We start from the raw sequence: 15,314 nt of genomic DNA on the forward strand, positions 1-15,314 counted from the left end.
TCATAGCTACCAAAAAATTTAAAGAATTACTGACAACTATCTTGACAATCAGCGAGATATAAAAATAACAGGTGGTTCACATTCAGCCACCTGTTATTTTTATATCTTAAATTACTTGCTTACATTTGCATCGGTACCATATATGAACTTGTAAAGCAAATCCACATTTTTATTCATATCCGGCTGCAATACATCCCCTACTCCCTTTATAGACGGGCTTGTATATGTTCCGTCGACAGGCAGCCTGTATTGCTCTATTGCACTGCTGTATCCTATTGCGCTTGCTCCGAGGCCCATTATATTTGTTGATGACAAATTTGTTTCAACATAAGGAAGTATGGAAGTCATTATTCCCGGAAGTTTAAGGGGCCCGGCCTGTTTTACCTTGTTAAAAAGCTGTGTAAGGACTGTTCTCTGCCTTTCCGTTCTTTCGTAATCGGCACGTCCGTAATATCTTATCCTCATATATGCAACAGCCTGCTTGCCGTTTAAATGCTGCATCCCGGCTTTTGTAATATGGGAAGCCACATTTGATTTATCGATTTTGTTCAGCTCATCAAGGTAGCTGTTCAAATATTGGATTTCACCTTGCTTTACATTTATGTCCACCCCTCCAAGCTTGTTTATAAGTATCTGAAGACCCTTGAAGTCCACGGTGGCATAGTATTGTATGTCGAGTTTGAAATCATTGTTTATGGTGTTTATGGCAAGCCCCGGACCGCCGAAGGCATATGCGGCGTTTAGCTTGTTTTTGTTATGACCCGGTATATCCACATACATATCCCTCATAAGGGATGTCAGCTTTATCTTCTTGTTTTCCTTGTCCAGCGAAAGGACCATTATGGTATCGGATCTTGACGCTTCAGTTCCCCTTCTGTCAAGTCCGAAAAGCGCATAGTTCGTTATATTTTTGTTTATTTTTTTGGCATCTTCTACAGGCACGTTTGTTATGCCGTTGTCGGTTGTAGGTTTATTTATATCAGTATGCTTCATAAGCGAGAGAATATAAAAAGCATATGCGCCCGTCGAGATAGCAGCGATCAATAAAATAGTGAATACTGCGATAAATATCTTTTTCCCTTTCGACATCCGCTTTTTATTTGAATGTCTTCCTCTTCTTCTTGATTCCATTATAAACCACCTTTTTTGCATTCATATATTTTATATAGCATTTACATGTCCAATATTTAATATTATACCATAACTTTAAGAATATAAGCAGAAAATGTATATTACAGGTTTGTAACCTTTTGCGATACTTGTAGTCGGCCATGGAAATATTATATAATTTTATGTGTACTATATTTCACAGAAAAAGAATCGCGGCAGGAAATGTAGATAAAGCTATGGTTTTAAATACTATATCAGTTTGAAGGTGATATCTTGTATAAACTTATTGTTACGGATATGGACGGCACGTTTTTGAATGGTCTTGGCGAAATAACGAGAAAGAACATAAAAGCTGTAAAAAAAGCCATGAAAAGAGGCGTTCAATTTGCCATAGTTACTGGGCGCCCATATGTCTCTGTCAAAGATATACTCAATGACGTTAAAATCACCTGCTCATGCATAGGCTGTAACGGGGCGCAGGTTACAGGCAGCGATGGAAAGCTTATAACGTCGCACTATTTGGATACGGATAACCTCATAAAGATTATCAGGATAGCAAAAGAGGCAGGGCTGTATTATCAGCTGTATGACGATTATTATATTTACACGAGCAGCAGGCTTAATCTTTTGAAGCTTCTTAAAAGCTATTCCAAAAAATCCATCAGAAGGCATATAACTTTAAGAAGACTTTACAGAGGCATCAAGAGGCTGTTCTTTACCGAAGTAAGCCTGAAACACGACCTTTTGGGTTTCGTATCCGAAAGGCGCAATAAATTTTACAAAATACAGATAGCATCCGTCAGTGCGGAGGATCTTGATGTAGTCTGCAAAAAAATAAGGGATATACCGGACATTGACATTACATCATCCAACTATTTCAATATAGAGGTGGGGCCAAAGGGGGTAACCAAGGGGACCGCTCTTGAAGAGCTGGCAAAATCGATGAATATCAAGCGGGAGGAGATCATCGCATTTGGAGATAATTTCAACGATATACCAATGCTTCAGTATGCTGGGTGCGGAGTTGCCGTGGAAAATGCCGAGCCCCCCGTGAAGAAGGAGGCGGACTATATAACAAAATCCAATGAAGATAACGGCGTCGCAGATGCCATTGAAAAGTTCATATTCAATGATGAAGGATAATCTTTGGGGAATACCTTGCGTCTAAGAAAAATCAATAAAAAATCGATGCATGATAAATTGCTTGATGCTTCGGACGGTTGGCATTTGCAGATTTTAGAGAGGCTGAGAATATTTGTCATGCTTATATTATGTAAAATGAGGGAGTCTTTTTGAGGACTGCCTTTTTATTTTTTTGCGTTTTTATGTGTTGGATAATTATGCTTCAGTTGGGCATAATTACAGTTATGCCCTAAATTACAAAAGTGCTGCTTATGATATTTTTATATAATGAAAATCAGCATTTATGGGAATTATAAAATTACATGAAAAAATCGATTATGAATGGAGACACAATTATGTTCGTAATATTTTTCATACTTTCATATGTGGTTTTAATAAGTATAATTGTCTTTTTAATATATAAAAACAGAATATGCAACCGGATATCGGCATATAACTTTGGTTTTGTGATATTGAATCCCGAGCAGCTGCAAAAACACGGCAGGAAAATAGCCCGGGAGCACCATGTCTCGAAAAGGTTTCACAATTGTTCAAACATACTGCCAAGGCTTAAAGATGACTATAAGCAGATAATAAAAACATACAAGGAGTTAAACGGCGATGTTGTAAACGGCGAGCCCGTGGTTCCGGCGGCCGAATGGCTGTTTGACAATTTCTATATCATTGAAGAGCAGGTAAAGGATATAAGGGCAAACTTTCCAAAGGGCTACAATGCCTCGCTTCCCTGCCTTACGGAAGGGATTTTGAAGGGATTTCCCAGGGTATACGATATCGCCCTTGAGCTTGTATATCATATCGACGGTTTGCTGGAAGAAAAGCTCATAATCAATTTTATAAGGGCATACCAGGAAGAGTCCCAGCTTACAAGCGGTGAGCTATGGGCGTTTCCCATAATGCTAAAGATCGCTCTTATAGAGGATATAAGGCAGATATGCGACGATATTTTAAAGTCCAGGGATGAGAGGAAAAAAGCCGCGAAAGTAGCGGATGCCGTCCTGATAGACGATAACAGCGAAAAGCTTCTTGACAGGCTTAAGTCTTATATAGATAATATGGAGGTTCTAAGCCCGGCATTTGCCGAGCATATCCTCCAGAGGGTGAGGAGCCACGGAGCCGATTTCGGCTCGGTTATGCATTATTTTGATGAAAAGCTGTCCTCACAGGATACAAATGCCGAGGAGATAATTCAAAGGGAGCACCAGGATCAGGCTCAAAAGCAGGTTTCGATAGGCAACTGCATAACAGGCTTAAGGCTTTTATCGAACATAGACTGGCATTCCATATTTGAAGTATTAAGCCCTGTAGAGCAGATACTATCGGGAGATCCTGCAGATGTATACCGTAATATGGATTTTCAGAGCCGCGACTATTACAGGCACGAGATCGAGGAAATATCGAGGCGCCTTAAGATTTCCGAATCCCAGGTGGCAAGAAAGGCTATTGAATGTGCCATGTCCGCTCCAGAAAATGCGGATTTGAGGCTGAGGCATGTAGGGTATTATATAGCAGGCAGAGGAAGCGAAAAATTCCATTCGATGCTCGATTACCGCCCCGGCGTTTTAAAAAGGACGGTACTCTTTATGAAAAGGCATCCGTTATCAGTGTATCTGCTGCCTGTATGTCTCATAACCCTGGCAATTTCGCTGCTTATAATGTGGTCCGTTCTTGGCGCACGGGAAAGTATCAATCCGTATATAACGGTGATAATATTTGCTTCGGGGCTGATTTTATCAAGTGAAATAGCCGTCGGCGTCGTAAACTGGACTATAACCCACATTATACCCCCTTCATTCCTGCCGAAACTTGAGCTAAAATCAGGCATACCTGAAAGCTTATCTTCGATGGTGGTTATACCTACGCTCCTTCAAAGCCGTCAGAGGGTAAAAGAGCTTCTGGATATGCTGGAGGTTTATTATCTTGGTAATCACGAGAACAACTTATATTTTGCGCTGTTGGGCGATTTTACCGATGCGAAGAGCAAAAATATGCCTGACGACGAATCCATAGTAAACTATGCCCTCGATGAGGTCAAAAAGCTGAATAGGAAATATTCATTTGGAAAGAACGATTTATTTTATTTCTTTCACCGGTATCGTGAGTTTAATAAAGCCCAGGGAGTATGGATGGGATGGGAGAGAAAAAGGGGAAAGCTTATGGAGTTTAATAAGCTTCTTCGGGGAGCGGATGATACAAGTTATTATGTCAAAAGCGGCGATATCAAAAAAATACCGAAGATAAAATATGTCATAACCCTTGATGCCGATACCGAACTTCCAAGGGGGACTGCAAAAAGGCTTATAGGCACGATTTTCCATCCTCTAAACAGGGCTATGGTCGATGACGAAGGCTTTCGTGTTATGCAGGGCTATGGAATACTTCAGCCGAGGATAAGCATTGGCGTCGTGAATGCCACAAAGTCCGTATTTTCCAGAGCTTTTGCAGGCCAGGGAGGTATAGATCCGTATACGACGGCTGTTTCCGATGTCTATCAGGATCTTTTCGGCGAAGGCATTTATACGGGGAAGGGAATATACGATGTAGATGTTTTTTTGAAAATGCTTGACGGATACATTCCTGATAACACCGTATTGAGCCACGACCTTCTGGAAGGCTCTTATGCAAGGTGCGGCTTGGTTACCGATATAGAGCTTGTCGATGGTTTTCCATCCACATACAGCTCCTATACAGCAAGGATGCACAGATGGATAAGGGGCGACTGGCAGCTTCTTCCCTGGCTTTGCTTTCGCGTTAAAAACAGGCGCGGGCAAAGGGTAAGAAACCCTCTTTCGGCAATAAATAAATGGAAAATAATAGACAATCTGCGGAGGAGCCTTATACCTGTTTCCCTTGTAATTTTCATAATACTGTCGCTGTGCCTTTCTGAAAGTTTCAGGAAAGCTGGTATTGCCATAGCCGCTTTCACTCTTGCGTTTCCCCTTATATCAGGTATGGCTGATGCGCTTATAGCAAACAGAAGGGAAAGCGATAAATCGAACGGGGTTTTATCGGATTTAAAGAATACGGCATGCCAGATCGTATTGCTTTTTATATTTCTTCCATACCGCGCTTATATCATGACCGATGCCATTTTAAGGACGATAGCGAGGCTATCGATCACCCACAAAAAGCTCCTCGAGTGGGAAACCGCGGCGGATGCGGAAAAGCGGTTAAAGAACAATATGAAAAGCTATGCAAAGAGGATGTGGATATCCCAGGCGACTGCCTTTGCAATGCTCGGCCTTGCCATAAGATATATGCCGTCGTCTACCGGCATATCGGTTGTTCTTGCCACAGCATGGCTCATTTCACCCTTCGCCGCCTATTTCATAAGCAAAGCGGAGGATGATGCAAGGGATGCGCTCTCTGATGATGACATATCGGAGTTGAGGCTGCTTTCAAGAAAAATCTGGAGGTATTTTGAAGAACTGGCTGATGCAGAGGATAATTATCTTCCGCCGGACAATTATCAGGATGATCCTCCAAACGGCGCCGCGCACCGGACGTCTCCGACAAATATCGGCTTGACTTTGATGGCGATGATGGCAGCAAGGGATATGGGATATCATTCCACGACATCGATGATAAGAAAGATAGACAGGATATTTTCGAGCATAGACAGGCTTGATAAATGGAACGGACATCTTTACAACTGGTACGATACAAAGACGCTTCAGCCTCTAAGGCCGCTTTATGTTTCTACAGTAGACAGCGGCAATTTCGTGGGATATTTGATGACGCTTAAGGAGGGGCTTGAGCAATATATGGATATCCCTTTGTGCGATGGCTCCATTGCAAGGGGACTCATAGATACTATAAAGCTTTTAAACAGCGACATTAAAGGAAGGAGCCTGGACTATTCATACCTCAGGGATTTTCAGGAAAGGGATAGCCTTAATGTAATCGAGTGGAAAAAGGCGCTCGAAAGTTTCAGAAAAAATAAACAGGCATTGAATAAAAGCAGTTATTTCAGAAAATCACCATATGATAAAAAAGTCGATGAAGAGCTGGATGAGCTTATAAGTGAAATAGAAGAGGCAATGCCATGGGTATCGTTTATGGAAAGTATGCCCGATTTTTTTTCATGCGAGGATATAAAAGGCGATTTGCTGAATATGTTTGACATGCTAAATGGGGATATATCCCTTACAGGCTTAAGCCGTGGATACAGAAAGGCTTTGAGCCTGTTGAACGCCATGATCGACAAGGTGCCGGAGGAATGCAGCGATGTCTGCAGATGGCTAAAAGAGCTTAAATTGGCCCTTATAAAGGCGGTATTGTTTGTGAACCGTACCATAAGCAATACAAAAAATATAATACAGAGGTCGAATAAACTTATTGCAAATACAGAATTCAGACAGCTGTTTGATAATAAGAAACAGCTGTTTTCCATAGGATACAGTGCCGAAGGCGAGCAGCTTAACAAATCCTACTATGATCTTTTAGCATCGGAGTCAAGGCAGACCAGTTTTATCGCGATAGCAAAGGGGGATATCGATCAGAAGCATTGGTTCAGGCTCGGAAGGTCCCTCACATATTTCAATGGTTACAGGGGGCTTGTTTCGTGGAGCGGTACCATGTTTGAATATCTGATGCCGCTTCTGATCATGAAAAATTACAGAAACACTCTTTTGGACAATACCTATAAGTTTGCCGTGAAGAGCCAGATAGCTTACGGAAAAAAGAAGAATGTGCCGTGGGGAGTCTCAGAATCCGGCTTCTATTCCTTTGATATCGGTCTTAATTATCAATACAAGGCTTTCGGCATACCGAGGCTTGGTTTAAAAAGGGGCCTTGTAAATGACACTGTCACGGCCCCCTACGCTTCACTGCTGGCGCTTATGGTCGATCCTGTTTCGGCCATGAAAAATATCAGGTTTCTAAAGTCCTACGGGCTTGAAGGGCAGTTTGGGCCTTATGAAGCCGTCGATTATACAGCCGAAAGAGTTCCCGTGGGTAAAAAATATATGGTGGTAAAAAGTTTTATGGTGCATCACCACGGCATGAGCCTCATGGCTCTTGACAATGCAATAAACGATAACATAATGCAGAAGAGGTTTCACAGGGACCCTGAAGTCAAGGCGACGGAACTTTTGCTTCAGGAGAAGGTCCCTTCGAAGGTGGTTCTCACGAAGGACATAGAGGACGAGATTTCGCCGATTAAAAAGATTGAGAAGAATTATGAGGAGTATGTCAGAGAAATTAAAGATCCGGTCGGCAGGTTTCCCGAGGCTCATATTTTATCAAACGGCACGTATTTCACCGTTGTGACAAACAGCGGATCGGGTTTCAGCAGGGCCTTCAATATGTCTGTTACAAGATGGAGAGAGGATGAAATACTGGATGATTCCGGAATGTTTTTCTATATACAGAATATAAATTCCAACGACGTGTGGTCTGCGGCATATGAGCCGTATAAAATTTTACCCGAAGACTATAAAGTGCTTTTTACAATGGATAAGATAGACTTTTTCAGGACTGACGGGAGCATCGATACGCATACCGAGATAATCGTATCCCCAGAGGATAATGCCGAAATACGAAAAGTATCGCTTACGAACCACAGCGGCCATGTGAGGGTCCTTGAGGTTACGAGCTATTTTGAGGTCGTAATGTCAGCGCAGTCCGCGGATATAGCTCATAGGGTGTTTAACAATCTTTTTGTAAAAACGGAGTTTGTTTCCGATATAAATGCACTGCTTGCGGTGAGGAGGCCGAGGGCCCGGGGGCAGAAGGAGGTCTGGCTCTGCCATACCGTATGCTGTGATGCCGAAACGATCGGAAGCGTGCAGTATGAAACAGACAGGGCAAGATTTATAGGAAGGGGCAGGGACCTTTCAGATCCTGTGGCGATGGATGTCGACCATCCTCTTTCCAATACCTGTGGAGCGGTACTGGACCCTGTGATGAGCCTGCGAAGAAGGGTAAGAATAAAACCGGGTGAAACCGTCAGACTTTCATACATGGTCGGTGTCGCAAAGACAAGGGAGGATGCGATAAAGCTTGCACAGAAATACAGCGATGCCGCCTCCGCCAAGAGGGCGGCTGAGCTTGCCTGGACGAGGAGCAAGCTGGAATTTGGATATTTGAATTTAAGATGCAGGCAGATAGAGCTTTACAGGAGAATATTGTCCCATGTGATATTTTCCAGCTCTTTGAGAAGGAAAATAGACGATATAATAATGAAGAATTCGAAAGGCCAGTCGGGTTTGTGGGCATACGGCATATCCGGCGACAACCCTGTAATTTTGATAGCCGTAAAAAGTTTGGATGAACTGGATATGGTTAAGGAAGCCTTGAAGATGCATGAATTTTTCCGTACGAAGGGTTTGATATCTGACCTTGTAATACTGAATGAAGAGACGGGAAATTACATGCAAACCTTCAATGAAAAATTAAAGGCGCTGATTGGCTCGGGGCATGCGGCACAAATGCAGGATAGGCCGGGCGGAGTATTCTTAAGGCAGTCCAGCATAATGCCGGAGGAGGCCCTCAACCTTTTGTACTGTGTTGCGCGGGTTGTATTCAGGGGAGAAGACGGTTCCATGTGGCAGCAGCTGAAGTTTTGGCAAGAGAAGACGATGCTGCCGGAAATCAGGAAAAGTTTTGGAGCTGCCCGCCTTTACAAGCCTTATGAAGAAGAGAATGAAAGGCTTCAGTTTTTCAATGGTTTAGGCGGTTTTACTCAGGATGGCAGGGAGTATGTTATAAATATCTCGGATGAGCAGAATACACCTGCTCCGTGGTCAAATGTAATATGCAACAGCAGATTCGGATTTCTGGTTACCGAATCGGGAGGGGGATATACGTGGTCTGAAAACAGCAGGGAAAACAAGCTGACCCCATGGAGCAACGACCCTGTGATCGATGAGCAGGGCGAAATAGTGTACCTTGAAGATGAGGAAACCGGGGAAATCTGGAATATAACCGCAAAACCGGCAGCTGAAAAGGGGAAGTACACCGTAAGGCATGGGTTCGGTTATACTGTTTTTGAACATGCAAGCCATGGAATAAAGCAGCATATGACTGTATTTGTGCCTGAGGAGGACAGCGTAAAGTTAATAAGCATTAAACTTAAGAATTTAACGGATATGCCGCGCAGGATCTCGGCGATATTTTATGCAAAGCCTGTTTTAGGGGTTACAGATGAAATAACAAAACCGTTTATAGTTACACAAGTCGATGATAAAACAGGCATATTTTTGATTAGAAACGTTTACAGCGATGATTTCCCGGGCAGGGTTGCATTTGTCGACTGCTCCGAAAGCGAAAGGACGGTAACAGGAGACAGGGAGGAATTTATAGGAAGGGAAGGCAGCTTAAAAAAGCCTGAAGGACTTTTAAGGGAGAGGCTGTCTGGAAGGACAGGTGCGGCATATGAGCCTTGTGCAGCCATGAAGGTGACATTTGAGATTAAAGGGAATCAGGATAAAGTCGTGGTATTTTCCATAGGCGAAGGCAGCGACATCGAAGGCGCCATATCGACGGCGTTAAAATACAGGGACACCTATGAGGCCGACAAAGCCCTTTTGAGAATAAAGGGTTATTGGAACAGGACATTGAGAACCATTCAGGTAAAGACGCCCGACGAATCGATGAATATACTTGCAAACGGATGGCTCCTATATCAGACCATAAGCTGCAGGATATGGGCAAGGTCGGCATTTTACCAATCCGGAGGGGCATATGGATTCAGGGACCAGCTGCAGGATGTGATGGCGGCGGCATACGTATCTCCGGAAATTACAAAAAAACAGATTTTAAACTGCTGTGCCCATCAGTTCCTGGAAGGCGATGTGCAGCATTGGTGGCATCCTGTGACAGACAGGGGAATAAGGACTAGATTTTCGGATGATCTTTTGTGGCTTCCGTATGTGACAATAGATTATGTAAATGTAACAGGAGATCATGGCATCCTGGATGTACAGGTACGATATATCGAAGATGAGCCTTTGTCCGAAAATGAGGATGAGAGGTACAACAAGCCTGGGATATCTTCAAACAGCGGAACATTATATGAACACTGTTTAAATGCCATTGAGAGGTCTTTAAGGTTCGGGGAGCACGGAATACCTCTTATGGGAGCGGGAGACTGGAATGACGGAATGAACACCGTCGGCAATAAGGGAAAGGGCGAAAGCATATGGCTCGGATGGTTCATGTATAAAATACTTGTGGATTTTTCTGGAATATGCAGAAAAAAGGGAGACGCAGAGAGAGCTGACAAATATGTGAAGACTGCCGGATATATAAAAGATTCCATAGAAAAAAGCGGATGGGACGGAAGCTGGTACAGGAGGGCATATTTTGACGATGGCACTCCGTTAGGATCTGCGGAAAATGCAGAATGCCAGATAGACTCTTTGGCCCAGTCATGGTCGGTGATTTCAAATGCTGCAAGGGAAACAAGATCAAAAGAGGCCATGAAAGCCCTCGATCATTATCTTATAAAATACGATGCAGGCATTATAAAGCTCTTGACTCCGCCTTTTGACATGGGGAATTTAAAGCCGGGGTACATTAAATCATATGTGCCTGGAGTCAGGGAAAACGGCGGACAGTATACCCATGCCGCCGTCTGGGTGATACTTGCATATGCGCTTATGGGGGACGGCAATAAAGCATGGGAGCTTTTCCACATGATAAATCCCATTAACCATGCGCTGACGCCTATGGAATGCTTCAGATATAAAGTGGAGCCTTATGTCATGGCAGCAGATGTATATGCTGTGGAGCCGCATACAGGAAGGGGCGGCTGGACATGGTACACAGGTGCGGCGGGCTGGATGTACAGGGTGTGCATAGAGCATATGCTCGGGCTTAAAATCCGCGGCGGTGAACTTATAATAGACCCTTGCATACCATCTTTCTGGAACGAGTTTAGTATAAAATATATGTATATGGATACGCTATTCAACATAAATATAAAAAATCCCCTATCGGTAAGCAACGGCGTGTCGTCCATAAAACTTGACGACAGGATTTTACACGGCAAAAGCATCATGCTCGTCAATGATAAAATGGAGCACAGTGTTGACGTCACAATGGGGTAAAAAGTAGGCTGTTGCACGCGGACTATCATACCGCGTGCAACAGCCTACTTTTGAAACAATTTTTTATTTAGTACGATGCAACTTTATGAGTAAAAAGTGCCTAAACAGTTTGATGTTTGCAGTATGTATGGATTGAAAGGATAAAAAACATTGGAATTTCTATAATTGCTGCTCCCATCATAAGATACGGTGCCCAGATGCTGAATGATCCGATTTGAAGAAACAAGGTATTTCTCAGCTGGAAATAAAAACTGTTTGTCAATCCACTACCCCCAGCGGGAAGCAAACATACCAACAGGTTGATGAAGTTTCCCTGTCCCACGGAGTAAAGAATGACGGGTAGCAAACAGAAGGCTATGGCAATGACCAGCGTAGTTGTGGGATTGTAACATTTTGCGGAGATAAATAGAGTAAAGCATGCCACAGCCAAAAGGGTTATGAGGCCGGCCAGAATGGTGAGCTCTTGTTCCTGACCCATCGTGAGGGGCAAGAAACTAAGTGCGGAAGATAGAACTTGCGCGGAAGTCTGCAGGCTGTCCCATCCATAGGCACTGTTGACAATGAGGACAAAAATAGAAATACATATTGTGAACATAGCGAAAACAATGAAAAGCGAAGCGCATAATTTTGTGGCGGCAAGCCGGGTTTTACCGTATTTTGTGCAGCGCAGGATATCGTCCGAGCCGTTTTGGTATTCTGCGGAAAAAATTGGCGAAACGATCACGGCGCAGATCAGGACAAGTAGAGAAATCAGTATCGCAAGGTTATCAGCGGCATCGCCTGTATATCCCTGATAAAATATGAAGGGGGTCTTCACTTTTTGGTTCAGTGCCATCACTTCTTTTTGAGCATCTGCGTTATTCGGATATTTTGCCTCCAATTGAGTTTTTAGCATTTCAGATCGTTGTTTATAAAAGTTTATAATGTCTTCAGGTTTGATTTTATTAAGGGACTCGAAATAATTTATACCGCCGGAATATACCTCGGAGATCATATCCAGAAAACTATTGATCGGAAGTAACTTTTCACGGTACACATCTATCGGAATATCCTTTCCGTACTTTTTGTAAACAGTCTGATAGGTTTTAAGAACCTGCTGAAGTTTTTGTTCCGTGAGAGGGCCCTCATACGGCTTTATCGCCCTTTTGCCGGTACGAATGGCAGCCCTGCCGGTGACCAATACCTTGTTGCCGTTTTTATCTACATCGACATACCTGGAATACGAAATCACTGCAAAGGATATAACAACCGACAGTGCAATGGCAATCGTGGCTGAAATCCATGTCATAGGTGACTTTATTACTCGTTTTAATTCTAAAAACATGATACGCATAAAATAATATCCTCCTTAGATTTTTGGCTGGCTTTATAGAATTTGATTTTTATCCGGCAACTCGTTTTCCCCGAATTGTTCCGAAAAATAATATAGGTACAGATCCTCCAGTGTCGGTTCAACTTGCACAGCATTTTCATACGGTTTTTGCTTCGATACGATACGTAGCATGTCCTGATTACCTTCATGTTTCAGGTTAGAAACAATATATCGATCGTTTAACTGTTCCGACTGCTTCGGGTCAGCCTTGCATTCCCATACATAGCCGTTGATGGATGCTGTAATTTCGTCGGGTTTTCCCTGATGAACCAATCGTCCGGCCTTCATGATGAGAATTTGGTCTGCGATGTATTCAACGTCTGATACGATATGAGTGGAAAGAATCACAATTTTGTCTTTTGAAATATCGGAAATCAAATTGCGGAAATGGACTCGCTCTTTTGGATCGAGTCCGGCCGTAGGTTCATCTAGCACCAGAATCATTGGATCGTTCAAAAGAGCCTGCGCGATGCCGAGGCGCCGTTTCATCCCGCCTGAAAATGTTTTGATTTTTTTCCTGGATACCGTTTGAAGTGATACCAATTCCAAAAGCTCGTTCGCGCGAACTTTTGCGGCACTTGCGGTTAGACCTTTCAAAGCCGCGACATACAGCAAGTAATCGATGGCGGTGAAAACAGGGTAATAACCGAAATTCTGAGGAAGATATCCCAGCAGGTCGCGGTAACTTTCTCCCATACTTATAGTATCTTTTCCGTCCAGCAGAACATTTCCTGAAGTGGGGTTCAAAATACCGCAGACCATACGCATAAGCGTGGTTTTTCCAGCGCCGTTTGCGCCAAGCAGACCATATATTCCTGGCGTCAGTGTAACGGAAAGCGAATCCACAGCAGTTTTATCCCTGTACTGTTTTGTAAGTTTATTCAGTGTCAATTCCATTTTTGTTCCTCCTTAAATTTATTACCATGTAACAGAAAGCGTTTTTTCTTTTGAGCAAAAACGATTGAGGCAGCGGAAAGTCCGGACGATTTCTATCGCAAGATATCCGATTGAGACTAAAAACATAATGGTCCAGATTCCTGTAGCGGTTGCTTCATAGCAATCTTTCATAAAAGACAATTTACGAAAAACAATGATGCAGATAATGCATATGATAGCGCATAAATAGCCGTCATATCTGTTTTTGACATGTTCAATTACTGTCAGGCACGCGCAGCAAGTCAGATTGAAAGGCACAAATAAATATAAAATCATCCGCAGGAGAAGTGCGCCATTGCTTGCAGCTGAGGCTGCCAAAATTGCTGTAAGGCAGCACAAGTCCGCCAGCCCGAGAATAAGCATCCTTGCGCCCATCAGTTTTCGTATGGAAAATCGAGTGCAGGATTCGATTTCCTCCATGTTGTGTGAATAGCTTTTCAAGACTTCAGGAAATCCAATAAAGGCGATCATCGGCGCAACGGATGAGAAAAGTAAAAAAACAGGCTGCATATCGTATTTCCCGAAGTGATACTGCTTCAAAAGAAAAAGAAATAATAAAAAAGATGCGGCCTGTGCCAGCCATACCCAGCGTTCGATAAACCGAACCTGCACCGCAATAAATCTCCAGAATCCAATGCGTTCAGATATCAGTTTTTCACTGTAACATTTTTTAGCAAGCTGTATGGTTTCTTGCATTTTATCCCTATCATAGGCTGGTACTGAAAAAGGTCGTAGATCCTGTTGGATTTTTTGGTAATTTATTTTCATAACCAATCCTCCTTTGATAGCAATTTACTCAAAGATTTAAGTCCCTGATTAAGTCGATATTTAGTAACAGACAATCCGGAATCCATGATTTTGGCAATGTCTTTTAACTTTAAATCATGATAAAACCTCAATTGAATGACTTCTTTTTGTTCTTCCGGTAATGCATTCAGTGCAGCCTTAACGGAATCGGCTGTTTCAAACTTTTCTCCCTCTGCATCTTTAATAGGCAAATTTTCTTTTCCAATATCTTTCAAAGGAATCGGAGTTCTCTTCCGTATTGCATTGACGCAGAGGTTATGGGCTATAACATATAAGTAATTTTTGCATTTGCCTCTTTGCATATAGCTATTGGAATTCCGGCAAAAATGTAAAAAGACTTCCTGTGTGATATCCTGAGCATCGTGTTTATGGCCCAGCCTTCGGTAACAATATGTATAGATATCGTTGTAGTATTTTTGGATAAGCTCGTCCAATGCCTTTGTATCACCGGACTTTATCCTTCGAATCAGCTCTCTGTCATCCATTGCCACACTTCCCTTTTGTCTGTACATTATATATAACAGTTTAACATTTAAAAAAGTCAGGATGTGAAAAGAAAACTGCAGAATGCCATTAGGACTCTCCATGATTGGATTTATAAAATTTGACAAAAAAAATTTTTATGTTACCCATGGGTAACATAAAAAATAAATAATTAAACATGCAATAGTTATTAATCATTCACAAAAAAGGAAAAATACATCTTTCAGAGCCTTAAGGGAGTTCACCTTTATCTCCGCTTTTATAATAATTATACCATAATGTAAGGCATTTCAGTCATCATAAAGCATAAAAAAGATAGCAACCTCTAGAACCTCCAATGTCCAGTACAAATTATCTCCAATTCGTAATTTGAAATCAGGAATAAATAGGATTATGTTATTTTGAGCAACGAA

7 protein-coding genes are annotated in these 15,314 nt (G+C 42.5%); 2 read left to right on the top strand and 5 right to left on the bottom strand.

Going from position 1 to position 15,314, the window contains the following annotated elements; genetic code table 11:
• Positions 1-111: 111 nt before the first annotated feature.
• Positions 112-1,131 (bottom strand): LCP family protein, encoded by a 1,020-nt coding sequence (locus tag QME45_13050; protein MDI6619572.1) that lies wholly within the window; start codon positions 1,129-1,131, stop codon positions 112-114.
• Between the two features lie 252 nt (positions 1,132-1,383).
• On the opposite strand from QME45_13050, the gene QME45_13055 reads away from it, so the two are divergent.
• Together QME45_13055 and QME45_13060 are read left to right on the top strand one after the other, a co-directional pair.
• Entirely contained in the window at positions 1,384-2,253 is an 870-nt protein-coding gene (locus QME45_13055) for a Cof-type HAD-IIB family hydrolase (GenBank protein MDI6619573.1), read from the top strand.
• Between the two features lie 335 nt (positions 2,254-2,588).
• Complete coding sequence (locus tag QME45_13060) at positions 2,589-11,303, top strand: glucoamylase family protein (GenBank protein MDI6619574.1); 8,715 nt, start codon at positions 2,589-2,591, stop codon at positions 11,301-11,303.
• Between the two features lie 100 nt (positions 11,304-11,403).
• Here QME45_13060 and QME45_13065 read toward each other — a convergent pair whose 3' ends face one another.
• Genes QME45_13065 through QME45_13080 form a run of 4 tightly spaced genes read right to left on the bottom strand, consistent with a single transcriptional unit; the run spans position 11,404 to position 14,903 of the window.
• A complete protein-coding gene (locus tag QME45_13065; GenBank protein MDI6619575.1) occupies positions 11,404-12,636 on the bottom strand; it encodes an ABC transporter permease in 1,233 nt (410 codons plus the stop codon).
• Positions 12,637-12,669: 33 nt separating this feature from the next.
• Positions 12,670-13,572 carry an ABC transporter ATP-binding protein gene (locus tag QME45_13070; protein MDI6619576.1) on the bottom strand — a complete coding sequence of 301 codons (903 nt, stop codon included), beginning with the start codon at positions 13,570-13,572 and terminating at the stop codon, positions 12,670-12,672.
• Positions 13,573-13,593: 21 nt separating this feature from the next.
• The gene (locus QME45_13075; protein ID MDI6619577.1) at positions 13,594-14,379 is read right to left on the bottom strand and encodes a hypothetical protein; all 786 of its coding nucleotides are present in this window, start codon (positions 14,377-14,379) and stop codon (positions 13,594-13,596) included.
• Positions 14,376-14,903 (bottom strand): RNA polymerase sigma factor, encoded by a 528-nt coding sequence (locus QME45_13080; GenBank protein ID MDI6619578.1) that lies wholly within the window; start codon positions 14,901-14,903, stop codon positions 14,376-14,378. Before QME45_13080 ends, QME45_13075 begins: the two co-directional genes overlap by 4 nt.
• Positions 14,904-15,314: the final 411 nt, after the last annotated feature.

The sequence above is a fragment of the Clostridiales bacterium genome, assembly GCA_030016385.1.
Classification (GTDB): domain Bacteria; phylum Bacillota; class Clostridia; order Clostridiales; family Oxobacteraceae; genus JASEJN01.